At 73.2% G+C, this 21,945-nt stretch carries 21 protein-coding genes and 1 tRNA gene; 13 read left to right on the top strand and 9 right to left on the bottom strand.

The features are described from left to right. The coding region (locus C1I92_RS28455) for an aminotransferase class I/II-fold pyridoxal phosphate-dependent enzyme (RefSeq protein WP_146605319.1) at positions 1-530 on the top strand (530 nt) is incomplete at its 5' end. Here C1I92_RS28455 and C1I92_RS28450 read toward each other — a convergent pair. Then, positions 517-1,260 (bottom strand): 2-phosphosulfolactate phosphatase, encoded by a 744-nt coding sequence (locus C1I92_RS28450; protein WP_111258004.1) that lies wholly within the window; start codon positions 1,258-1,260, stop codon positions 517-519. The genes C1I92_RS28455 and C1I92_RS28450 overlap by 14 nt on opposite strands. A 46-nt stretch (positions 1,261-1,306) precedes the next feature. On the opposite strand from C1I92_RS28450, the gene C1I92_RS28445 reads away from it, so the two are divergent. Beyond that, positions 1,307-1,885: a DinB family protein gene (locus tag C1I92_RS28445; protein WP_111258003.1), complete on the top strand. Its 579-nt coding sequence runs from the start codon at positions 1,307-1,309 to the stop codon at positions 1,883-1,885. Here C1I92_RS28445 and C1I92_RS28440 read toward each other — a convergent pair. Next, positions 1,882-2,277, bottom strand: a complete 396-nt coding sequence (locus C1I92_RS28440) for a PIN domain-containing protein (RefSeq protein ID WP_111258002.1) — start codon at positions 2,275-2,277, stop codon at positions 1,882-1,884. The genes C1I92_RS28445 and C1I92_RS28440 overlap by 4 nt on opposite strands. Before the next feature lie 76 nt (positions 2,278-2,353). Here C1I92_RS28440 and C1I92_RS28435 point away from each other — a divergent pair, with 76 nt between their 5' ends. Continuing rightward, positions 2,354-2,941, top strand: a complete 588-nt coding sequence (locus C1I92_RS28435; RefSeq protein ID WP_111258001.1) for a dihydrofolate reductase family protein — start codon at positions 2,354-2,356, stop codon at positions 2,939-2,941. Between the two features lie 22 nt (positions 2,942-2,963). Here C1I92_RS28435 and C1I92_RS28430 read toward each other — a convergent pair whose 3' ends face one another. The 5 genes from C1I92_RS28430 to C1I92_RS28410 form a co-directional block, all read right to left on the bottom strand. Further along, positions 2,964-3,809, bottom strand: a complete 846-nt coding sequence (locus C1I92_RS28430) for an Abi family protein (RefSeq protein WP_111258011.1) — start codon at positions 3,807-3,809, stop codon at positions 2,964-2,966. A gap of 233 nt (positions 3,810-4,042) precedes the next feature. Then, a tRNA-Asn gene (locus C1I92_RS28425) sits at positions 4,043-4,118 on the bottom strand. Positions 4,119-4,190: 72 nt separating this feature from the next. Beyond that, positions 4,191-5,009, bottom strand: coding sequence for a sugar phosphate isomerase/epimerase family protein (locus tag C1I92_RS28420; RefSeq protein WP_111258000.1), 819 nt, complete (start codon positions 5,007-5,009; stop codon positions 4,191-4,193). Continuing rightward, the gene (locus tag C1I92_RS28415) at positions 5,009-6,157 is read right to left on the bottom strand and encodes a dihydrodipicolinate synthase family protein (RefSeq protein ID WP_199521679.1); all 1,149 of its coding nucleotides are present in this window, start codon (positions 6,155-6,157) and stop codon (positions 5,009-5,011) included. The genes C1I92_RS28420 and C1I92_RS28415 overlap by 1 nt, the downstream gene beginning before the upstream one ends. Next, the gene (locus C1I92_RS28410) at positions 6,154-7,305 is read right to left on the bottom strand and encodes a Gfo/Idh/MocA family protein (RefSeq protein WP_111257999.1); all 1,152 of its coding nucleotides are present in this window, start codon (positions 7,303-7,305) and stop codon (positions 6,154-6,156) included. The genes C1I92_RS28415 and C1I92_RS28410 overlap by 4 nt, the downstream gene beginning before the upstream one ends. A gap of 94 nt (positions 7,306-7,399) precedes the next feature. On the opposite strand from C1I92_RS28410, the gene C1I92_RS28405 reads away from it, so the two are divergent. Next, the gene (locus C1I92_RS28405; protein WP_158564308.1) at positions 7,400-7,933 is read left to right on the top strand and encodes a VanZ family protein; all 534 of its coding nucleotides are present in this window, start codon (positions 7,400-7,402) and stop codon (positions 7,931-7,933) included. Here the strand turns inward: C1I92_RS28405 and C1I92_RS28400 are convergent. Next, positions 7,881-8,924 (bottom strand): LacI family DNA-binding transcriptional regulator, encoded by a 1,044-nt coding sequence (locus C1I92_RS28400; protein WP_111257998.1) that lies wholly within the window; start codon positions 8,922-8,924, stop codon positions 7,881-7,883. The genes C1I92_RS28405 and C1I92_RS28400 overlap by 53 nt on opposite strands. Before the next feature lie 125 nt (positions 8,925-9,049). Between C1I92_RS28400 and C1I92_RS28395 the strand changes: the two genes are divergently transcribed. The 6 genes from C1I92_RS28395 (at position 9,050) to C1I92_RS28370 (ending at position 16,265) form a co-directional block, all read left to right on the top strand. Then, a complete protein-coding gene (locus C1I92_RS28395; RefSeq protein ID WP_111257997.1) occupies positions 9,050-10,039 on the top strand; it encodes a Gfo/Idh/MocA family protein in 990 nt (329 codons plus the stop codon). After that, positions 10,036-10,989, top strand: coding sequence for a 5-dehydro-2-deoxygluconokinase (iolC, locus tag C1I92_RS28390; RefSeq protein ID WP_111257996.1), 954 nt, complete (start codon positions 10,036-10,038; stop codon positions 10,987-10,989). The genes C1I92_RS28395 and iolC overlap by 4 nt, the downstream gene beginning before the upstream one ends. Further along, a complete protein-coding gene (locus tag C1I92_RS28385) occupies positions 10,979-11,869 on the top strand; it encodes a Cgl0159 family (beta/alpha)8-fold protein (RefSeq protein WP_111258008.1) in 891 nt (296 codons plus the stop codon). The genes iolC and C1I92_RS28385 overlap by 11 nt, the downstream gene beginning before the upstream one ends. Further along, positions 11,866-12,768 carry a 5-deoxy-glucuronate isomerase gene (gene iolB, locus C1I92_RS28380; RefSeq protein WP_111257995.1) on the top strand — a complete coding sequence of 301 codons (903 nt, stop codon included), beginning with the start codon at positions 11,866-11,868 and terminating at the stop codon, positions 12,766-12,768. Before C1I92_RS28385 ends, iolB begins: the two co-directional genes overlap by 4 nt. 22 nt (positions 12,769-12,790) lie before the next feature. Next, positions 12,791-14,695, top strand: a complete 1,905-nt coding sequence (iolD, locus tag C1I92_RS28375) for a 3D-(3,5/4)-trihydroxycyclohexane-1,2-dione acylhydrolase (decyclizing) (protein WP_111258007.1) — start codon at positions 12,791-12,793, stop codon at positions 14,693-14,695. 67 nt (positions 14,696-14,762) lie between these two features. Next, a complete protein-coding gene (locus tag C1I92_RS28370; RefSeq protein WP_111257994.1) occupies positions 14,763-16,265 on the top strand; it encodes a CoA-acylating methylmalonate-semialdehyde dehydrogenase in 1,503 nt (500 codons plus the stop codon). A gap of 74 nt (positions 16,266-16,339) precedes the next feature. Here C1I92_RS28370 and C1I92_RS28365 read toward each other — a convergent pair whose 3' ends face one another. Continuing rightward, positions 16,340-17,320 (bottom strand): sigma-70 family RNA polymerase sigma factor, encoded by a 981-nt coding sequence (locus C1I92_RS28365; protein WP_111257993.1) that lies wholly within the window; start codon positions 17,318-17,320, stop codon positions 16,340-16,342. Positions 17,321-17,525: 205 nt separating this feature from the next. On the opposite strand from C1I92_RS28365, the gene C1I92_RS28360 reads away from it, so the two are divergent. The 3 genes from C1I92_RS28360 to C1I92_RS28350 form a co-directional block, all read left to right on the top strand. After that, on the top strand, positions 17,526-18,437 hold the full coding sequence (locus tag C1I92_RS28360; RefSeq protein ID WP_199521677.1) for a sugar phosphate isomerase/epimerase family protein: 912 nt from the start codon (positions 17,526-17,528) through the stop codon (positions 18,435-18,437). Continuing rightward, the gene (locus C1I92_RS28355; RefSeq protein ID WP_158564307.1) at positions 18,434-19,591 is read left to right on the top strand and encodes a Gfo/Idh/MocA family protein; all 1,158 of its coding nucleotides are present in this window, start codon (positions 18,434-18,436) and stop codon (positions 19,589-19,591) included. The genes C1I92_RS28360 and C1I92_RS28355 overlap by 4 nt, the downstream gene beginning before the upstream one ends. After that, a partial coding sequence (locus tag C1I92_RS28350; RefSeq protein WP_111257991.1) for a glycoside hydrolase family 38 N-terminal domain-containing protein occupies positions 19,588-21,945 on the top strand: 2,358 nt, incomplete at its 3' end. The genes C1I92_RS28355 and C1I92_RS28350, both read left to right, overlap by 4 nt.

The raw sequence follows: 21,945 nt of genomic DNA, 5'->3' as shown, positions 1-21,945 counted from the left end.
GGCGGGTGGTGTACGTGGGGACGTTCTCGAAGACGCTGCTGCCCGGCCTGCGGCTCGGCTTCGCCGTCGTACCGCCGACGCTGCGCTCGGCCGTCCGGTCCGCCCGCGCGGCCGCCGACGGCCACGGCCCGGTGGCGACCGAGGCGGCGCTGGCGCGGTTCATGGACGAGGGCCTGCTGGCGCGGCACATCCGGCGGACCTCGAAGGTCTACGCCGAGCGGCGGTCGGCGGTGCTGTCCGGGCTGACCGGTCCGCTGGCCCCGTACCTCGAGCCGGTGCCGTCGGCGGCCGGACTCCACGTGTGCGCGCTGCCGCGGCCGGAGGCCGGCTCGGCTGTCGCGGCGACGGCGGACGCGGTGGCCGCGCGGGCGCGGGCCGCCGGTGTCGCCGTCGGGACCCTCCGCACCTATCAGGCTTCGTCCGGTGGCCCGGCCGGGCTGGTGCTCGGCTACGGCGCCATCGACGCGGCCGACGTGCCCGCCGGGCTGGAGCTGCTGGCGGCCGCGTTCCGGTCGGTCACGCCGCGCTGAACCCGCCGCCGGCCAGCACCGGCACGACGTCGCTCGCGTCCCGTTCGGCCGCGATCGCGACGTCGTCGGGGAAGCCGTAGGCGATCAGCTCCTGGCCGGACGCGCAGGCGCGCAGCGCGGCGGCGAGGTCCCCGGCGGCTTCGACGGCGGCGCGGGCGGCGGCCGCCTCCGGGGAGAGCTGCGCGCCGTGGATCGCGGCGACGATCGCGCCGGCGCCGAGCAGGTCCTCCAGCGCGGGCCGCATGCTCCCGTCCGGCCAGCGCTCGCCGGCCGGGACGACGGCGACCGGCCGGTCGGCGGCGCCGTACCCGGACTCCGTCAGCCAGTGTCCGACGGCGGCCGCGTTGCGCAGACAGCCCGCCACCACGGTGGTGACGTCGCCCACCGTGGTCGCGATCGCCGATCCGTTCGGCGACGGCAGCACCAGCCGCGGGGTGACCGGCGCCGCGCGCAGCGCCGCCGGCGACAGCGACCACGGCCGGTCCGCGCTGGTCCCCGTCCGGCCGACGGCCAGCCGGGCGCCGAGGCCGTCGGCGTAGGCCGCCGCCGTCTCGTCCCGCCAGGGATACGGATACACCGTCGTCCCCGCCTCGACCGCCACCGACACCGCCGTCGTGAACGACAACACGTCGACGACGACCAGGCAGGCGACGTGCGGCGCAAGCCGCCGCGCGCCCGTCGGCCCCCATTCGACCCTGACGCCGTAGCCGTTCTGCTCCCAGGCGCTCACCCGCTCGATTCTGCCGACTGTCGGTGCCGAGTGCTTGGGTGGAGCCATGACGGATGTGAAGGCGGAGCTGCATCGCAAGCTGTGCGAGGCGCGCGCCGGGCTGCTGTCGCGGCTCGACGGGCTGAGCGAGTACGACCTGCGCCGGCCGCTGACACCGACGGGGACGAACCTGCTGGGGCTGGTCAAGCACGTCGCCGGCGGCGAGTACGTCTATCTCGGCACGTCCTTCGGCCGGCCGCCGCCGGAGACGCTGGCCTGGGAGGAGGACGGCTCCATCTGGGACGGCGCCGACATGTGGGCGAAGCCGGACGAGTCCAGCGAGTACATCATCGGGCTCTACCAGCGGGCCTGCGCGCACGGCGACGCCACCGTGGAGGCGCTGGACCTGGATGCGCCGGGGCGCGTGCCGCACTGGCCGGCCGAGCGCGCCGGCACCACGCTCGGTGTGCTGATCATCCGCATGCTGTCCGAGACCGCCCAGCACGCCGGCCACGCCGACATCGTCCGCGAGCTGATCGACGGCCGTGGCGGCGCCGACCACGACTCCTACGGCGGTGAAGAGGTGTGGCGCGCCTACCTGGCCCGCATCCAGGCCGCCGCCGACGCGTTCGCGCCGCCGTCCTAGGTCAGGGCCTCGAACGGGGCGACGGTCACCAGGTCGCGCGCCGCGTCGGCCAGCGCGGCGTCGAGCGTGACGAACGCGTCGGCCTGCAGGCGGGTGAGGGCGATGTACTCGGCGTCGTAGGTGTCGGGCCAGCCGAGCTCGGCGGCGATCGTCCAGGCGACGTTCTGCAGGACGCGATCGCCGAGGAGGCGCAGCCGCAACCCGCGCACATAATCCAGCCGCTGCTTCGCCTCCCGCTCGGTCAGCTCGTCGCGCCGGACCGCCGCGTAGAGCTGCGCCAGCAGCTGCGAGCGCAGCAGCGTCGGCGCCACCAGCTGGTGCTCGCCCGGCACCGCCGTTCGCTCGGCGGCGAGCCGGAACGCCACGTCCGCTCCGATGACATACCGGGTCACGCCGTCAGCGTACGCCGATGAGTTCCGGGTCGCCGCGACGTCGTAACGGGTAAGGCACCGAACGAAGGAGACGACCATGGGCAAGGTTCTGAGCCACATGACGATGTCGCTGGACGGCTACATCGCCCAGCCCGACGACAACCCGGCCGAGCTGTTCGAGTGGTACGGCGCCGGCGACACGTCGGTGCCGAGCGGCAACGACGACATCGAGTTCCGGGTCGACGAGGCCAGCGCCGCGATGCTGCGCGAGCTGACCGAGGGCGTCGGCGCGCTGATCGCCGGCCGGCGGCTGTTCGACATCACCGACGGCTGGGGCGACCAGCACCCGGCCGGCTCACCCGTCGTCGTGGTGACGCACCGGCCGCCCTCCGACGCGGCCGAGCGCTGGCCCACCACCACGTTCGTCGACGGCGTGCCGGCGGCGATCGAGCGGGCCAAGCAGATCGCCGGCGACAAGGACGTCACGATCGCCAGCGCGAATGTCACCCAGCAGGCGCTCGAGCTCGGCCTGCTCGACGAGGTGTGCGTCAGCCTGGTGCCGGTGCTGTTCGGCAGCGGGATCCCGTACTTCTCCACGCTGCCCGGCGGGCACCAGCTGCTGGAGGATCCGGAGGTCGTCCAGGGCCGCCGGGCCGTGCACCTGCGCTACCCGGTGCGCCGCTGAGAGCGGTCGCGGCGGGGGACGCTCAGGTGCTCCACAGCGCGCTCGCCTCCTGCCAGTCGTTGTGGGCGCCCAGATGTGTGAGCGGCACCACTCGAACGAGCGGGAACGATCTGACCACGGCCGGCAGAAGGGTGGTTCGTCCCAGCCGAAGCCGCTCCAGGAGGAACTGGATCAAGGTCAACTGGCCGAAGGTCCGGTTCCACGAGGTTGTGGCAGCGTCGAGGTCCGGGTGCAGTCCGGGCGCAGGCAGTCTCGGGCTCAGGGTGTGCACCTTGTTGAAGAGACGGCCGTGGTGTGCGCACGTGTTGCGCAGAAGGTTGAGCGTCTTCAGCCAGCTCTCGAGTTGCGGTGCACGCAGGCCGCACGCTGTGGCGATCTCGTCCTGAACGTGACGTGGAGCGAAACCGAATAGGTAGGTCAGGCCACCCCAGTCCAGTACCTCGACCGCTGCCCACACGGGCAGGGTCCCGCCGTATCTCGCATCGTGGTGAGCCACGAAGTCTTCGCGCGACGACCTCAGCTGGGCCTGATAGCCACGCAGCCACCTGGGGTAGGAGTCGCCATGCTGCGCCCTCGGGCCTAGTAGGCGCGGTTCCAGATGGACGCACGGGTCGATTCGTCCGAGCTCATGACCGAGCAGAGCCCGCAGAGCAAGTTCGATCGGCGCGAGGACCGAGAACGTGGCTGCCCTGAGTCTGGCGTCGAAGTCATACAGCGCGACCACATCGGCAAGCCGAGTGCCGGGATAGAAGTCGTCGCGCCGTTCAGTTCCCTCCAGGCGCCGGAACGGATACCAATAGCCACTGAGACGGTAGTAGTTGACCCGCCGCAGGGCGGCGATGGCGTCGACGCGATCACCGACATCCATGCGACGCCGGATGAGCAGGTCGACTTGCTCGTCGTAGGTTCGGTAGGCCTTGACCGCAGCTCGCAATCGAACATCGAACCGTTCTGGCCGGAAAAGGTGAAGACCGGCCCTGGACCTACGGAGTAGGCGGAACCGGTCGTGGTAGTCACCACCCTACCCGGTATCCGTTTCTCCCGACCACTCCGGGCCGGCGCCACGGCACGGGCTGACACCAGCACGTAACGCTGAGAGGGTGGCTCCCGCACCTGGACTCGAACCAGGAACCCTCTGATTAACAGTCAGATGCTCTGCCAATTGAGCTATGCGGGATCGGCGGACCGAACGTTCCGGCCGACGCTGAACCTTACCAGGACGAGGGGCCCGGATCCCAATCGGTTCGGGTCAGCCGAGGACGTGTTCGGCGTAGCGCCGGCGCAGGAGCGCGACCACCTCGTCGGGGTCGGCGGCCCAGAGATCGGCGTTGAAGATCTCGACCTCGATCGGGCCGTCGTACCCGGCCGCCTCGACCAGGCGGCGCAGCCGCCGGAAGTCGATGTGGCCGTCGCCCATCATGCCGCGCGACAGCAGCGCGTCGGCCGGGAAGGGGGTGATCCAGTCGCACACCTGGAAGCTCGCGATCCGGCCGGCCGAGCGGGCGATGGCCGCCTCGACGTCCGGGTCCCACCAGACGTGGAAAGTGTCGACGACGACACCGACCGACGACGGGGCGAACGGGGCCGCCAGGTCGAGGGCCTGGCCGAGAGTCGACAGCACGCCGCGGTCGGCGCAGTACAGCGGATGCATGGGCTCCAGCGCCAGCCGCACCCCGGCCTGCGACGCGTACGGGACCAGCGCGGCGACGCCGTCGGCGACGCGGGCCCGGGCGCCGGCCAGGTCACGGGAGCCGTCCGGCAGCCCGCCGACCACCATGACCAGGCAGTCCGCTCCCAGCGCCACGGCCTCGTCGATCGCCCGCCGGTTGTCGTCCAGCGCTGCGTCACGCCCGGGACCAGGCAACCCTGTGATGAACCCGCCGCGACACAGCGACGACACCCGCAGCCCGGCCTCCGCGACCAGCCGGGCCGTCCGCGCGACCCCGTAGGACTGCACCGGCTCGCGCCACAGCCCGATCCACCCGATCCCGGCCCGCACGCAGCCGTCGACCGCCTCGGCGACGGTCCACCGCTCGGTGGTGCGCTGGTTCAGCGACAGCCGCTCCATCACGCGACCCCGTAGGTGGCCAGCAGCGACGTCATCCGCCGGGCCGCCAGCGCCGGGTCGGGGAGCAGCCCGGCGGCGTCGGCGAGCTCGAACGTCCGGGCCAGGTGGGGGAGCGACCGCGCGCTCTGCAGCCCGCCGACCATGACGAACCCCGGCTGCAGACCGGCCAGCCAGGCGAGGAACGCGATCCCGGTCTTGTAGTAATAGGTCGGCTCACCGAACACGTGCCGGGCCAGCGGCACCGTCGGCCCGAACGCCTCGTCGTACGCGGCCAGGTCGCCGCGGTCCAGCGCCTGCAGCGCGGCCGACGCCGCGGGAGCGATCGCCGCGAAGATCCCCAGCAGCGCGTCCGACGATCCCCGGATCAGCGCCGGGTAGTTGTAGTCGTCGCCGGTGTAGAGCCGGACGCCGACGGGCAGCCGGGACCGCAGCGTCTCCTCGAACGCCGCGTCCAGCAACGACACCTTGATGCCGTCGACCGCGGCCGCGTGGTCCGCGATCAGCGCCACCACGTGGTCGGCCGCGACGGAAACGTCGGCGGCGCCCCAGTAGCCGGCCAGCGCGGGGTCGAACATCGGGCCGAGCCAGTGCAGGATCACCGGCGCCGACGCCTGCGCGAGCAGCCGGTCGTACACCTTCCGGTAGTCGTCCGGCCCGGTCGCGACGGCGGCCAGCTGGCGGCTGGCCATCAGGATGACCTGCGCACCGGCGTCCTCGACGACCTCGAGCTGCTCCTCGTAGGCGGCGATCACGCCCTCGACGTCCACCTGGCCGACGTGGTCGGTGCCGGCGCCCGCCGCGATCCGCCCGCCGGCGTCGCGTGCCTCGGCCGCGCTGCGCCGGATCAGCTCCCGCGTCGCCGGCCAGTCCAGTCCCATGCCGCGCTGCGCGGTGTCCATCGCCTCGGCGACACCCAGCCCGTAGGACCAGAGGTGCCGGCGGAACGCCAGCGTGTGCTCCCAGTCGACGACGGCGGGCGCGCCGGGCCGGTTGTCGCCGAGCGGGTCGGCGACGACGTGCGCGGCGGCGAAGGCGACCCGCGAGGCGATCGGCGCCGACGGTCGCGGCCACGTCCGCGGCTCGCGAAGCGTGTACGGGCGCAGCGTGCCGTCCGCGCCCGGCAGCCGCACACTGACCCCGTCGCTCACAGCGTCAGCTCCGGCAGCTCGACCCGGCGGCCGTCGTCGGACGACTGGAGCCCGGCCTGCGCGAGGCGGACGCCGCGGGCGGCGGCCAGGAAGTCGTACGGGTGCGGCGCGTCCTCGACGACGTGGCGGACGAACTGCTCCCACTGCGCCTTGAACCCGTTCTGCGGCGGGGTGTTGTCCGGCACCGGCTGCCACTGCTCGCGGTAGCGCTGCTCGTCGGCGAGGTCCGGGTTCCACGTCGGCCGCGGCGTCGCGGCGCGCGGCTGGATGACGCACTGGTGCAGGCCTGCGACGGCGCTGCCCAGCGTGCCGTCGACCTGCAGTTCCAGCAGCTCGTCGCGGTGCACGCGGACCGCCCAGGACGAGTTGAACTGCGCGACGACCCCGCCGGCCAGCTCGAAGATCGCGTACGCGGCGTCGTCGGCCGTGACGTCGTATCGCCGGCCGCGCTCGTCCCACCGCTCCGGGACGTGCGTGACGGCCCGCGCGGTCACCGCCTCGACCCGGCCGAACAGGTTCGTCAGCACGTAGTCCCAGTGGCAGAACATGTCGACGACGAGACCGCCGCCGTCCTCGCGGCGGTAGTTCCAGCTGGGTCGCTGTGCCGGCTGCCAGTCCCCCTCGAAGACCCAGTAGCCGAACTCGCCGCGCACCGACAGGATGCGGCCGAAGAAGCCGCCGTCGATCAGCCGGCGCAGCTTCAGCAGGCCGGGCAGGAACAGCTTGTCGTGCACGACGCCGTTCCTCACGCCAGCGGCCGTGGCCTGCTTGGCCAGCGTCAGGGCACCCTCGACCGTCTCGGACACCGGCTTCTCGGTGTACACGTGCTTGCCGGCCTCGATGGCCTTGACGATCGCCTCCTCGCGGACGGAGGTCAGCTGGGCGTCGAAGTAGATGACGTTCGCGGCGTCGCCGAGCGCGCTGTCGAGGTCGGTGGTCCACCGCTCGAGGCCGTGCCGCGTCGCGATGTCGCGTAGCTTCTCCTCGCTCCGGCCCACCAGGACCGGTTCGAGCACGACGCGGCTGCCGTCGGCCAGCTCCACCCCGCCCTGCCCGTTGATCGCGAGGATCGACCGGACCAGGTGCTGCCGGTATCCCATCCGGCCGGTGACGCCGTTCATGACGACGCCCAGCGACTCGACTGCCATGCCACCTCCTGTTGGAAAGCGCTTGCCCGCTCACCGTAAGGCGTGGCGACGCGGGCGCGCAAGCCGCCGGCGCCGCTCGCGTAAAGTGCGGGCCGTGATCAGCACGGCTCTCGTCGAGCATCGCTGGGCGACGACCACGGCGCTCGTCGCGCTGGTGGTCCTGGGGCCGCTCGCCGGAGCGTGGCTGGTCCGCCGCCGGCGCGTGACACGGGCGCTGCTGGGGCTGGCGGCGGTGCCGATCGCGCTGCTCACGCTCGTGCCGACGAGCCGGGAGCTCACCGCCGGGTGCGCCGTCGAGTGGGCCGTGCCGACGCTCGGCGCCGTGGAGCTGATGGCGAACGTCGTCCTGTTCGCGCCCCTGGTGCTGTTCGCCGGTGTGCTGACCAGCCGCCCGGTGCCGATGCTGCTCGGCGCCGGCGTCCTGTCGGCGCTGATCGAACTGGTGCAGGCCCTCGTCCCCGCGCTCGGCCGGTCCTGCTCGACCAACGACTGGCTGTCGAACACCCTCGGCGCGGCGCTCGGCGCCGCGCTGGCCGGGGTCGCGCTGTGGCTCGGGCCCCGGCTCGGCGCACGCGCTACGACGCGACGGCGGGCCGGGTGCTCTGCCGCAGCACGACCTCGCCCTTGATGCGGCGGGTGCGCGGCTTGGTCCGCTCCGCGGCGGTCTGCACCAGGTCGAACGCCGTCGCACCGACCTTCTCCAGCGGAAGCCGGACCGTCGTCAACGAGGGGTTGACGTCGCGCAGGGTGCTGATGTCGTCGAAGCCCGCCAGGCCGAGGTCCTGCGGCACGGACAGCCCGTGCTCGCGCACAGCGACCATCGCGCCGACCGCCATGACGTCGTTGACGGCGAAAACGCAGTCGAGCTCGCCGACACGGTCCAGCAGGGAGCGCATGGCCTGGTGTCCGCCGTCGCGGGTGAAGGCGCCGTGGACGACAAGAGTCGGGTCGAGGTCGAGGCCGGCGCGGCCGAGGCCGTCGCGGAAGCCGTGGACGCGGTCGCGGGCGGTCAGCAGGGCGTCCGGGCCGGCCAGCACGCCGAACCGGCGATACCCCAGCTCGACCAGCGATGTCGCGAGGTCACGTGCGCCGAGGCGGTTCTCGATGACGACGGTGTCGACGGGAAGCTGGTGCTGCGAGATCGCGACCACGATGCCGCCGTCGCCCTCGAAGATCTCGATCTCGCGGCGCAGCGCCTCGGCGACCGGGCTGTCGTCCATCCGGCTGCCGGCCAGGATGACGGCGCGACTGTGCTGCCCGCGCAGCGCCACCAGGTACTCGACCTCGCGCTCGGGGCGGCGCAGCGTGCTGCCCAGGGTGACCAGCACCTGATGACCCTCGGCCGCCTCCATCACGCCGGCGGCGATGGACGAGAAGTAGGGATCGGCGATGTCGTGCACCACCAGCCCGACCACGTTGGTGCGGCCGCGCGCCATCGCCTGCGCCTGCGCGTTCGCGGCATAGTTGAGGCTGCGGGCGGCCGCCAGCACGCGCTCGCGCAGGTCGTCGCCGACCCTGCGGGTGCTGCCGTTGAGCGCGCGCGACGCCGTGGCGAGGGAGACGCCGGCGCGGGCCGCGACGTCCATCAACGTGACCGAACCGCGCGATTGCTCGGCCATGGGTCCCCCGTCCTCGTAGGAATGCGCTTCCACGATAGACGGCGCCCGCGGGTTCGGCTGGGAGGAGGACGGGAGGGCGACTTCGTCAGTATGTTAGCTTGTCAGGACAAACGGGAGGAGAAGGCATGCGCGTGGGGTTCGTCGGGGTCGGTCGCATCGGGGCGGCGCATGCGCAGGTGGTCCGCGACCATCCGGCCGTGACGGCGGTCCGGCTGGCCGACGCCGACCCGGTCCGGGCCCGCAAGGTCGCCGACGAACTGGGGGTCGAGGCGGTCGCCAACCCCTTCGAGAACGTCGATGCCGTCGTCATCGCGGCCGCCACCTCGGCGCACGCCGAGCTGATGATCGCCGCCGCGAACGCGGGGCTGCCGGTGTTCTGCGAGAAGCCGGTCGCCTCCGACGTCGCCGGGACGCGGGCCGTGCTGGCCGCGGTGGAGCAGGCGGGAGTCCCGACGCAGATCGGCTTCCAGCGCCGCTTCGACGCCGGCTACGTCGCGGCCCGCGAAGCGGTCCGGACGAAGAGGCTCGGCGAGGTCCGCCGCCTGCACCTGATCACCGCCGACGCCGAGCCGCCGCATCCGTCCTACGTCCCCACGTCCGGCGGCATCTACCGCGACTGCCACATCCACGACTTCGACATCCTGCGCTGGGTCACCGGCCGCGAGGTGGCGACGGTGTACGCGACCGGCGCGAACCGCGGCGCCGAGGTGTTCGCCACCAGCGGCGACTTCGACGAGTCGGCGGCGGTGCTGACGCTCGACGACGGCACGCTCGCGACGCTGCAGGGGTCGCGCTACAACGGCGCCGGCTACGACGTGCGCATGGAGGTCGCCGGCACTCAGGGCACCTACGTCGTCGGCCTCGACGAGCACGCCGCGCTGACGTCGGCCGAGCCGGGCACGACCTTCCCGGCGGGCGCGCCGTTCCGCGAGTTCTGGTCCCGCTTCCGCCCCGCCTATGAGGCCGAGATCGCCGCCTTCGTCGACGTCGCGCGCGGCGAGCGGGAGAGCCCGTGCACCGTCGCCGACGCGCTGGAGACCTTCTACGTGGCCGAGGCGGCGACCCTCTCGCGCCAGCAGAACCGGGTGGTCACCATCGAGGAGGTGCGCGCGTGACACTGGAGGTACTGACGATCGGCCGCGTCGGCGTCGACATCTACCCCAATCAGGCAGGGGTGGGCCTGGAGGACGTCACGACGTTCACCAAGTATCTCGGCGGCTCGGCCACCAACGTCGCCGTCGCCGCCGCCCGGCACGGCCGCCGCTCCGCCGTCATCACCCGCACCGGCGCCGACCCGCTCGGCCGCTTCGTCCATCGGGCCCTGACGGGGTACGGCGTCGACGACCGCTTCGTCAGCGCGGTCGACGGCCTGGCCACACCCGTGACGTTGTGCGAGATCTTCCCGCCGGACGACTTCCCGATCTACTTCTACGGCCGCACCCCGACCGCGCCGGACCTGCAGATCACCGCCGGCGAGCTCGACCTCGACGCGATCAGGTCCGCAGGCATCTTCTGGGCGACGGTGACCGGCCTGTGCCAGGAGCCCAGCCGCACCGCGACGCTCGAGGCGCTGGAGGCGCGCGGGAAGAACGGCATCACCGTCCTCGACCTGGACTGGCGGCCGATGTTCTGGGAGTCCCGCGAGGCGGCCCGGCCGATCATCCAGGAAGCCCTCCGGCACGTGACGCACGCCGTCGGCAACCTCGACGAGGCCGAGACGGCGGTCGGCGCCCGCGACCCGCACGCGGCCGCGAAAGCCCTGCGCGAGCAGCACGGCGTCGACGTCGCCGTCGTCAAGCAGGGCCCGAAGGGTGTGCTCGCGGTCGACGACACCGGCGAGCACGAGGTCGCGCCGATCCTCGTCGACGTGCTCAACGGCCTCGGCGCCGGCGACGCGTTCGGCGGCGCGCTGTGCCACGGCCTGCTCGCCGGCTGGCCGCTGGACCGGGCGACGAGGTTCGCCAACGCCGCCGGCGCGATCGTCGCGACCCGGCTGGCCTGCTCCGACGCCATGCCGACGACGGCCGAGGTGGCCGCCTTCCTGGGAGATGCCGATGCCCGCTGACCAGCTGCGCGCCGTCGTGGAGACGCGCGTTCACCGGCCGGAGGCGATCGCCGCGGCCGCCGCCGCCCGCAAGCGCCCGGACTCGCTGCTCGGCCCGTCCGGCAAGCTCATGGTGATCGCCGCGGACCACCCGGCCCGCGGCGCGCTGCGGGCCGGACGCGACGCGCTGGCGATGGCCGACCGCGGCGAGCTGCTGGACCGGCTCGTCGTCGCGCTGAGCCGGCCCGGCGTCAACGGGGTGCTCGGCACCGCGGACCTGCTGGAGGACCTCCTGCTGCTCGGCGCGCTGGACGGCAAGGTGGTCGTCGGCTCGATGAACCGCGGGGGCCTCGCCGGCACCGTCTTCGAGGTCGACGACCGGTTCACCGGCTACGACGCGGCGGGTATCGACGCGATGGGGTTCGAGATGGGCAAGATGCTGCTGCGCATCGACCCCGAGGACGCCGCGACCGCGCCCACCCTCGAAGCCTGCGCGGCCGCCGTCGACGACCTCGCCGCCCACAGGAAGGTCGCGCTGGTCGAGCCGTTCATCTCGCACCGCGACCCCGACGGCCGGCTGCGCAACGACCTCTCGACGGAGGCCGTGGTCCGGTCGGTGACGGTGGCCGCGGGCCTGGGCAACACGTCGGCCTACACCTGGCTGAAGCTGCCGGTGGTCGACGACGACCCGGCCGGAATGGAGCGGGTGCTGGCGGCGTCGACGCTGCCGGCGGTGCTGCTCGGCGGCGAGGTCCCGGACGACCCGGACGCCGCGTTCCGGCAGTGGGAGAAGGTGCTGCGGCTGCCGACGGCGCTCGGCCTCGTGGTCGGGCGGACGCTGCTCTACCCGCCCGACGGCGACGTGGCGGCGGCGGTCGACACGGCGGTGAGCCTGCTGTGAGCCGCTGGTATCACCCGGCCGGAACCGCGGGCCGCGGCCCGTACGCCGTCGAGCTGACCCCGTCGACGGTGGACGGCTGGCGCTGGACGTCGCTGCGGGTGCTGGAGCTCGGCCCGGGCGAGACGCATACGTTCGGGTCCGGCGACGAGGAGCTGTTCGTGCTGCCGTTGAGCGGCGGCGGGACGGTCGAGGTCGACGGCCAGCGGTTCGAGCTGGCCGGCCGGCCGGACGTGTTCAGCGGCCCGACGGACACCGTCTACGTGCCGCGGGACGCGTCGGTCGCCGTCACCGCGGCCGGACACGACGCCGACGGCGCCCGGTTCGCCCTGCCCGCGGCGCCCTGCACGAACCGGCTGACCGCTCGCTACGTCGGCGTCGACGACGTCGCCGTCGAGCTGCGCGGCGCCGGCGCCTCCACCCGGCAGGTGCACAACTTCGGCTCCGCCGACACGTTCGACGCCGACCGGCTGATCGCCGTCGAGGTGATCACGCCGGCCGGCAACTGGTCGTCGTACCCGCCGCACAAGCACGACGTCGATCTTCCCGGCGAGGAGTCCGAGCTGGAGGAGATCTACTACTTCGAGGTCAGCGACCCCGCCGGGTTCGGCTTCCACCGCGTCTACGGCACCGACGACCGGCCGATCGACGTGCTCGCCGAGGTGCGCTCCGGCGACGTCGTGCTGGTGCCGCACGGCTGGCACGGCCCGTCCGTCGCCGCGCCGGGCTACCACCTCTACTACCTGAACGTCATGGCCGGTCCCGGCGCCACCCGCGAGTGGCTGATCAGCGACGATCCGGCGCACGCCTGGGTCCGCGACGAGTGGGCCACGCAACCCCCCGACCCCCGGCTGCCCATGATCATCAATGATCCAACCACTCATAGTGGGTTGGATCATTGATGATCATGGGGGAGGAGCGATGATGAGGCTGACGGTCGCGCAGGCCACGGTCCGGTTCCTGACCGCGCAGTTCACCGAGCGCGACGGCGTCGAGCACCGGCTGATCGAGGGCTGCTTCGGCATCTTCGGCCACGGCAACGTCGCCGGACTCGGGCAGGCGCTGCTGGAGGCCGAGCTCGACGACCCGAGCACGCTGCCGTACCACCAGGCCCGCAACGAGCAGGGCATGGTGCACGCGGCGGTCGGCTACGCCCGGATGCGCAATCGACTGTCGACGCTGGCCTGCACGTCGTCGATCGGGCCGGGCGCGACGAACATGGTGACGGGCGCGGCGCTGGCGACGATCAACCGGCTGCCGGTGCTGCTGCTGCCCGGCGACGTGTTCGCCACCCGCGTCGCCGACCCGGTGCTGCAGCAGCTCGAGCAGCCGCACAGCCCCGACGTCACCGTCAACGACGCGTTCCGGCCGGTGTCGCGCTACTTCGACCGGGTCTGGCGGCCCGAGCAGCTGCCGGCCGCGCTGCTCGGCGCGATGCGGGTGCTCACCGACCCGGGCGAGACCGGCGCCGTCACGGTCGCGATGCCGCAGGACGTGCAGGCCGAGGCGTACGACTGGCCGGCGGAGCTGTTCGCGAAGCGGGTCTGGCACGTGCCGCGCGCCGTCCCGGAGCCGGCCGCGCTGGCCCGCGCGGTCGCGCTGCTGCGCACGGCCGAGCGGCCGCTGATCGTGGCCGGCGGCGGTGTCATCTACAGCGAGGCGACCGACGCGCTGCGCGCGTTCGCCGAGGCCACCGGCGTCCCGGTCGCGGAGACCCAGGCCGGCAAGGGCAGCCTCCCGTACGACCACCCGCTGTCGCTCGGCGCCGTCGGCGCGACGGGGACACCGGGCGCCAACCGGTTCGCGTGCGAGGCCGACGTCGTCATCGGCGTCGGGACCCGGTACAGCGACTTCACGACGGCGTCGCGGACCGCGTTCCAGGACCCCGGCGTCCGGTTCGTCAACATCAACGTCGCCGGCTTCGACGGCGTCAAGCACGCCGGACTGCCGCTGGTCGCCGACGCCCGCGCTGCCCTGGAGGCGCTGACGGAGGCCCTGGCCGGCTGGACCGCGCCGTCCACGCACCGCGCGGCGGCGGCGGAGGCGAACCGCGAGTGGGACGCCGTCGTCACCGCTGCCTACGCCAAGGCGCACACACCGCTGCCCGCACAGACCGAGGTGCTCGGCGCCGTCAACGAGGTCAGCGGCCCGCGCGACGTCGTGGTCAACGCGGCCGGCTCGATGCCCGGTGAGCTGCACAAGCTCTGGCGCACCCGCGACCCGAAGGGCTACCACGTCGAGTACGGCTACTCGACCATGGGCTACGAGATCGCCGGCGGCCTCGGCGTGCGTATGGCAGCGCCGGACCGGGACGTGTTCGTGCTGGTCGGCGACGGTTCCTACCTGATGATGGCGCAGGAGCTGGTGACCGCCGTCCAGGAGCGGATCAAGATCGTCGTCGTGCTGGTGCAGAACCACGGGTTCGCGTCGATCGGCTCGCTGTCGGAGTCGCTGGGCTCGCAGCGGTTCGGCACGGCCTATCGCTACCGGTCCGGTGAGAGTGGGCGGCTGGACGGCGGCGTGCTCCCGGTCGACCTCGCCGCCAACGCCGCGAGCCTGGGCGTCACCGTCGTCCGGGCGGGGACGGTGGACGAGCTGCGCGCGGCCCTGCGCGACGCGAAGACGGCGCCGGCGGACGGCGGCCCGATCCTGATCCACGTCGAGACCGATCCGCTGGCCGGCGCGCCGGACAGCGACTCCTGGTGGGACGTGCCCGTCAGCGAGACGGCGGCGCTGGACACCACCCGCGCGGCGCGCGCGGAGTACGAGCAGCACAAGAAGACGCAGCGGCCGCTGATCGGACGGTACACGGAGCGGAATGACGCATGAGGACCATCGAGCTTTGGATCGACGCAGCGGTGCACGTCATGGGACCGCAGACCGAGGGGAACGACGCATGAGGACGATCGAGCACTGGATCGGCGGCGCGTCGGCGCGGGCCGGGTCGACCCGCACCGCGCCGTTGTGGAACCCGGCGACGGGGCAGCAGCAGGCCGAGGTCCTGCTGGCCGAGCCGGCCGACGTCGACACGGCCGTCGCCGCGGCGGCGAAGGCGTTCGAGGGCTGGTCGCAGACGTCGCTCACCAAGCGCACGAACGTGCTGTTCGCGTTCCGCGAGCTGGTCGCTCGGCACGCCCGCGAGCTGGCCGAGATCATCGCCGACGAGCACGGCAAGGTCGTCTCCGACGCGCTCGGCGAGGTGCAGCGCGGCCTCGAGGTGGTCGAGTTCGCCTGCGGCATCCCGCACCTGCTCAAGGGCGACTACTCCGACCAGGTCTCGACCGGCGTCGACGTGTACGGCTTCCGCGAGCCGCTCGGCGTGGTCGCCGGCATCACCCCGTTCAACTTCCCGGTGATGGTGCCGATGTGGATGCACCCGGTCGCCATCGCCTGCGGCAACGCGTTCGTGCTGAAGCCGAGCGAGCGGGATCCGTCGGCGTCGCTGCTGGTGGCTCGCCTGTGGGCCGAAGCGGGGCTGCCCGACGGCGTGTTCAGCGTCGTCAACGGCGACAAGAGCGCCGTCGACGCGCTGCTGGACCACCCCGACGTCGCCGCCGTGTCGTTCGTCGGCTCCACCCCGATCGCCAAGTACATCCACCAGCGGGCCAGCGCGAACGGCAAGCGGGTGCAGGCGCTCGGCGGGGCGAAGAACCACGCCGTCGTGCTGCCCGACGCCGATCTCGACTTCGCCTCGGACCACCTGGTCGCCGCCGCGATGGGCTCGGCGGGGGAGCGGTGCATGGCGATCTCGGCGGCGGTGGCGGTGGGCGCGGGCGGCGACGCGGACCGGCTCGTCGAGGCCGTCGCGGCGAAGGCCGCCGCCGTCCGCGTCGGCCCCGGCCGGGACGAGGCCAGCGAGATGGGCCCGGTCGTCACGGCTGCCGCCCGGGACCGGATCACCGGCTACATCGACGGCGGCGAGCGCCAGGGCGCCACCCTCGCCGTCGACGGCCGTGGGCTGGTCGTGCCCGGCCACGAGGACGGCTTCTTCGTCGGCCCGACGGTGCTCGACCACGTCACCACCGAGATGGACGTGTACCGCGACGAGATCTTCGGCCCGGTCCTGTCCGTCGTCCGCGCCGACGACGTCGACCAGGCGATCGCGCTGATCAACGCGAACCCGTACGGCAACGGCACCGCCATCTTCACCGGCTCCGGCGAGGCCGCGCGGCGGTTCCAGCGCGGCGTGCACGTGGGGATGATCGGGATCAACGTGCCCATCCCGGTGCCGATGGCGTACTACTCGTTCGGCGGCTGGAAGGACTCGCTGTTCGGGCAGTCGCACATGCACGGTCCCGAGGGGATCGCGTTCTACACCCGGGCCAAGGTCGTGACGGCGCGCTGGCCGCGCGTCGACCACCCGATCGCGGCCAGCTACCACTTCCCGACGACGACCTGAGCCCGGACACGGAACGGGCCCGGTCCCCTCACGCGAGGATCGGGCCCGGATCGGGACCGTGAGTCAGCCGGCGGTCAGCTGGCCCATGCCATCAGCGACTCGTTGCGGCGCGGGTCGCGCAGCAGCATCAGCGCGTGCTTCTCCAGCTGGCGCACCCGCTCACGGGACACGCCGACCTCGTCGGCGACGTCCTGCAGGGTGTGCTCGTGACCGTCGACCAGGCCGTAGCGCATGCCGATGATCTTCGCCTCGCGCGTCGGCAGCGAGTCGAGGACGGTGCGCAGCTGCTCGCTCAGCGCCCGCCGCTCCACCAGGTCAGACGCCTGCACGGCGTCGTCGTCCTCGATCAGCTCGCCGATGCTGGACTCGCCGTCGTCGCCGATGGGGGTGTCGAGGCTGAGCGGGTCGCGGGCGACGCGGCGCAGCTCGACGACCTTCTCGACCGGCAGGCCGGCCTCCTCGGCGACCTCCTCGACCGTCGGGTCGCGGCCCAGCAGGCGCTGCAGGTCGCGGTCGATGCGGTGCAGCTTGGCCACCGTCTCCGACACGTGCACCGGCAGCCGCACGGTGCGGGTCTGCTCGGCCAGGCCGCGCTGGATGGCCTGGCGGATCCACCAGGTGGCGTAGGTGGAGAACTTGAAGCCCTTCGCGTAGTCGAACTTCTCGACCGCGCGGATCAGGCCCAGATTGCCCTCCTGGATGACGTCGAGGAACGGCAGCCCGCGGCCGGACAGCTTGCGCGCCACCGACACGACGAGGCGCAGGTTGGCCCGGATCATGTGGTCGCGGGCGGCCTCACCGTCGTGCACCAGCGCCTCGAGGTCCCGCTTGTACGACGGGGTCAGCTTGCGGGCGCTGGGCAGGGCACCGGCCAGCAACTGCTCGGCGTAGACGCCGGTCTCGATGCGCTTGGCCAGCTCGACCTCCTCCGCCGCGGTGAGCAGCGGCGTCCGGCCCAGCTGGGCGAGGTAGCGGCCGACGAGGTCGGGCTCGCCCTCGGAGCGCGCCTGCCGGCGCCGCGGCGTCGCGCTGGTGGCCTTCGGTGCTACTGCCATGGGTCCCCCTCGAGGTCGAGCAGCGAACATACGTTCACAACGCACGGAGCCGGACAAAGATTCCGGTACCCCCTGGGCAGGAGAGGAATCTCATGATAAGGGCAGGCTTCGTCGCGGCGGGCGCCCGTATCGCGGACCCCGCCGGTCATGGCAGGCTGACTGTACGTACTGTTGTCAGGACAAAGTCGGCCCAGATGATGGGGGAATGGTGGCGATGAAGGGCATTGCCGGCGCGCCGGTGAGCTTCGGCGTGTTCGAGCTGACGGCGGACCAGCCGCTGCCGGACCCGAAGGAGATCCTCGGCCCGCTCCACGAGCTCGGGTACGACGGCGTCGACCTCGGCCCGGTCGGCTGGCTGGGCCGCGGGGACGAACTGCGCCGGCGTCTGCGCGAGCACGACCTGGTGCTGGTCGGCGGCTGGGTGGACCTTCCGTTCACTGACGACGACGCCTTCAGAGCGGCGCTGCCCGGGCTCGACGACGCGCTGGAGATCTTCATGGCGGCAGCCGAGCTGGACCCGTCGCGCCCGCCGCTGCCGACGCTCGCCGACTCGGGCAGTGAGCTCCGCCGTGCCAACCCGGGTGGCGCGGCGCCGGGACTGGCGCTCGACGACGACGGCTGGGCGCGGCTGGCGCGCAACGTCGAGGCCGCCGCCACGCGGGTGCGCGCCGCCGGGCTGGAGCCCACGTTCCACCACCACGCCTGCACGTATGTCGAAACGCCCGCTGAGATCGACGAGTTCCTCGCCCGCACCGACGTCGGCCTGACGTTCGACAGCGGCCACCTGCTGATCGGCGGCGGCGACCCCGTCGAGGGCTGGCGCCGCTGGGGCGAGCGGATCAACCACCTGCACCTCAAGGACGCCCGCACCGCCGTGCTCGACCAGGTGCTGCGCGAGAAGGGCGGCATGCGCGACGTGTGGGAGCGGCGCGCGTTCGTCGAGCTCGGCGCCGGCGACCTCGACGTCGAAGGCTTCATGGACGCCGTCGTCGAGAGCGGCTTCGACGGCTGGCTGGTGGTCGAGCAGGACGTCGTGCCGTCGCCCTCGGACCCGCCCGGCCGGGTCATCGACGACCAGCGCGCCAACCGCGAGGCGCTGCGCCGGTGGCTGCCGTGACCGACCGCGTGCGGCTGGCCGTCGCCGGCCTCGGCGCCGTCGCGCAGTCCGTCCACCTGCCGCTGATCGCTCGTCGCTGGGACCTGTTCGACCTGGTCGCGGTCTGCGACCTGGCGCCCTCGCTGCGCACCGCGATCGGCGAGCAGTACGCCGTCCCCGCGGAGCACAGGTACGCCGACGCCGGCACGATGATCGAGCAGAGCGGCGCGGACGGCGTCGTCCTGCTGACGTCGGGCTCGCACGGCGACGTCGCGCTGCGGGCGCTGCGCGCCGGGGTCTCCGTCTTCTGCGAGAAGCCGCTGACCTACACCGTCGCCGAGGCGGACGCGCTGGCCGCGGCCGAGCGCGACCTCGGCCGGCCGGCGCTGCTGCTGGCGTACATGAAGGAGCACGACGAAGCGGTCTGGCAGCTGCGCGAGCGGCTGGAGGGCATCGATGACGTCCGTACGGTCGAAATCGAGGTGCTGCACCCGACCGGTGCGTCCCAGCTGGCGTTCGCGAACCTGCGGCCGGCCCCGCACGACGTCGACACCGACGCGCTCAGCCGGCTGGCCGCGGACTCGTCCCAGCTGCTCGACACCGCGCTCGGCGCCGGGACGTCGCCGCGGCTGCGGGAGCTGTACGCGAACGTCGTGCTCGGCAGCATCGTCCACGACACGTCGCTGCTGCGGGCCGTGTTCGGCGGGCTGACGACGGTCGACGGCGCCCGCGTGTGGCCGGACGGCGCCGACGAGGGCGCCTGGACGGCCCGGTCGGTCGAGGTCACGGGCGAGCTGCCCGGCGCCGTCCGGGCCCGGATGAGCTGGCACTACCTGCCCGCCTACCCCGCGTACACCGAGACGCTGACGGTGCACCACGGCCGCGGCACGCTGAAGGTGACGTTCGGGACTCCGTACGTGCTGAACAACCCGACCCGGCTCGAGGTGGTCGAGGCGCCGCCGGCGGGGACGGCGGCCGGCGGCGAGGTCCGCTCGGTGTTCACGTCCACCGGCGAGTCGTTCGAGAACGAGCTTGCCGACTTCCACCGGATGGTGACCGAGGGCCACGCGCCACGGGCCGGCATCGCCGAGGGCCGTGCGGACATCGTCACCAGCCAGCGGATCATCCGGCTGCTGGCCGGCGAGCCGGTCGGTGGAGAGGCGGCCACCGCATGACCGAGCCACGGATCGTGCTCGTCCCGCACACCCACTGGGACCGTGAGTGGTACGAGCCGTTCCAGGTCTTCCGGCTGAAGCTGGCCGACGTCGTCGACGACGTGCTGGCGCGGGCCGAGGCCGACCCGGACTTCCGGTTCACCCTCGACGGCCAGTTCGCCGCCGTCGAGGACTACCTGGAACTGCGGCCGCAGAACCGGCACCGGGTCGCCGAGCTGGTCCGGCAGGGCCGGCTCTCGATCGGGCCGTGGCACATCCTGCTCGACGAGTTCCTCTGCTCCGGCGAGACCATCGTGCGCAACCTGGAGCTGGGCTGGCAGGGCGCCGAGGCGCTCGGCGGGGCGATGCCCGTCGGCTACCTGCCGGACATGTTCGGCCACACGGCGCAGATCCCGCAGATCCTGGCCCGCGCCGGCATCGAGCACGCCTGCCTCTGGCGCGGCGCGCCCGGCGCGCTGGCCTCGCACGGGTTCCGGTGGGAGGCGCCCGACGGCAGCGCGGTGCGCGTGGAGTACCTGTTCGACGGCTACGGCAACGCGCTGGACCTGTTCGCCCTGCCGGATCGGCTCGGCGCGGCGGTGGAGGCGTACGTCGCGGAGACGCGCTCGTGGTACGGCGACGACCCGGTGCTGGGCATGCTCGGCACGGACCACTCCGCGCCCCGGCCGGACCTGATGGCGCTGGTCCGCGGCCCCGGCGGCGCCGGGCTGACGGTGGCCGGCCTCGCCGAGTACGTCACCCGGTTCCGGCCCAACGACCCGGACCTGCCGGTCGTCGTCGGCGAGCTGCGCAGCCACGCGCGCGGCAACATCCTGCCCGGCGTCATCTCCATCCGGGTCGGCCTCAAGCAGGCGATGGCCCGGGCCGAGCGGATCGTCGGCGAGGCCGAGGCGCTGGCCGCGCAGTTCCAGCCGACGGCGGACCACCGCGAGGCGTTCCTGCTGGCCTGGCGGAAGATCGTCGAGTCGACGGCGCACGACTCGGTCACCGGCTGCGGCGTCGACGAGACCGCGGACCAGGTCGCCGCCCGGCTGGCCGAGGCGGCGCAGGCGGGCCGGGCCGTGCGGTCCGCGGTGCTCCGCTCGATCGCCGAGCGGGTGCCGGCCGATGCGCACGCCGTCGTCAACACCGTCGCGTGGCCGCGGATCGTGCTGGCCGAGCTGGACGTCCCCGCGCCTGACGCCGATCTCGCGGTCGTCGCCGAGCTGCCGGACGGGACGCCGCTGCCGGTGCAGGAGCTGGACCGGTCGCAGACCCTGCTCGGCGACGAGACGCTGGCCGCCGCCGACCTGGAGAAGGTGATCCGGCGCATCCACGGCCGCGAGCTGTTCGGCCAGCAGATCGAGTCGTACGTCGTCGCGCCGGGAAGGCTGGAGTTCCGGGTCGCGCGGGTGCCGTCGACGCCGGAGTTCGACCTGGCCGCGCTGCGGGCCGAGCTGGCCGCCGCCGTCGCCGCGGCTTCAGGTGAGTGGTCGGTGCGGACGATCGCGCAGCAGCGCCGCCGGGTGCTGGCCGCGGTGCCGGTGGAGGCGTCCGGTCAGGTCGCGGTGCGTGCGTCGCAGGGCGTCGCGGCCGCTTCCGGGCCGGGCGTCGAGGTGACGGAGCGGTCGCTGACCTCGGCGGACATCCGCGTCGACGTGGCGGACGACGGGACGCTGACGGTGCGCGGCGCCGACGGGACGACGCTCACCGGCGTCGGGCGGCTGGTGTCCGGCGGCGACCGCGGCGACAGCTACAACTACGGCCCGCCCGCCGGTGACGTGCTCGTGGACAAGCCCTCCTCGGTGACCGTGACGATCGACGAGACCGGGCCGCTGCGCGGCGTGCTGCGCGTGGTGCGCCGCTACGACTGGCCGGTCTCGCTGTCCGCCGACGTCGACGTGCGCTCCGCCGAGACGGTCCCGGTGGAGGTGACGACGCTGGTCGAGCTGCGGACCGGCGAGCCGTTCGCCCGGCTGGACGTGTCGTTCGTCAACCCGGCCCGCGACCACCGGGTCCGGCTGCACGTGCCGCTGCCCGCGCCGGTGACCGAGTCCGCGGCCGACGGTCAGTTCGCGGTGACGGTGCGCGGGCTGACGTCCGAGGGCGGCTGGGGCGAGTACCCGCTGCCGACGTTCCCCGCGTCGTCGTTCGTCTCCGCGGGGCCCGCGACCGTGCTGCTGGACCACGTCACCGAGTACGAGCTGGCCGACGGCGGCGCCGAGCTGGCGCTGACGCTGCTGCGCGCCGTCGGCTGGATGAGCGTCAACCTGCACCCGCTGCGCGACGAGCCGGCCGGGTCGGAGTTCCCGGTGCCGGGCGCCCAGTACGTCGGCCTCCCGGTGCGGGCCCGGCTCGCGGTCGTGCCGCGGGCG

The sequence above is a fragment of the Jiangella anatolica genome, from assembly GCF_003236295.1.
Taxonomy (GTDB): domain Bacteria; phylum Actinomycetota; class Actinomycetes; order Jiangellales; family Jiangellaceae; genus Jiangella; species Jiangella anatolica.
The sequence above is the reverse complement of the archived record's forward strand: the minus strand, read 5'-3'. Positions and strand labels throughout refer to the sequence as shown.

Excerpts from the sequence above, each read along its gene's own strand:
- C1I92_RS28445 (WP_111258003.1), top strand. The coding sequence starts at position 1,307 with ATGACGGATGTGAAGGCGGAGCTGCATCGCAAGCTGTGCGAGGCGCGC.
- C1I92_RS28435 (WP_111258001.1), top strand. The coding sequence starts at position 2,354 with ATGGGCAAGGTTCTGAGCCACATGACGATGTCGCTGGACGGCTACATC.
- C1I92_RS28430 (WP_111258011.1), bottom strand. The coding sequence starts at position 3,809 with ATGGATGTCGGTGATCGCGTCGACGCCATCGCCGCCCTGCGGCGGGTC.
- C1I92_RS28420 (WP_111258000.1), bottom strand. The coding sequence starts at position 5,009 with ATGGAGCGGCTGTCGCTGAACCAGCGCACCACCGAGCGGTGGACCGTC.
- C1I92_RS28410 (WP_111257999.1), bottom strand. The coding sequence starts at position 7,305 with ATGGCAGTCGAGTCGCTGGGCGTCGTCATGAACGGCGTCACCGGCCGG.
- C1I92_RS28400 (WP_111257998.1), bottom strand. The coding sequence starts at position 8,924 with ATGGCCGAGCAATCGCGCGGTTCGGTCACGTTGATGGACGTCGCGGCC.
- C1I92_RS28395 (WP_111257997.1), top strand. The coding sequence starts at position 9,050 with ATGCGCGTGGGGTTCGTCGGGGTCGGTCGCATCGGGGCGGCGCATGCG.
- C1I92_RS28385 (WP_111258008.1), top strand. The coding sequence starts at position 10,979 with ATGCCCGCTGACCAGCTGCGCGCCGTCGTGGAGACGCGCGTTCACCGG.
- iolD (WP_111258007.1), top strand. The coding sequence starts at position 12,791 with ATGAGGCTGACGGTCGCGCAGGCCACGGTCCGGTTCCTGACCGCGCAG.
- C1I92_RS28370 (WP_111257994.1), top strand. The coding sequence starts at position 14,763 with ATGAGGACGATCGAGCACTGGATCGGCGGCGCGTCGGCGCGGGCCGGG.
- C1I92_RS28365 (WP_111257993.1), bottom strand. The coding sequence starts at position 17,320 with ATGGCAGTAGCACCGAAGGCCACCAGCGCGACGCCGCGGCGCCGGCAG.
- C1I92_RS28360 (WP_199521677.1), top strand. The coding sequence starts at position 17,526 with ATGGTGGCGATGAAGGGCATTGCCGGCGCGCCGGTGAGCTTCGGCGTG.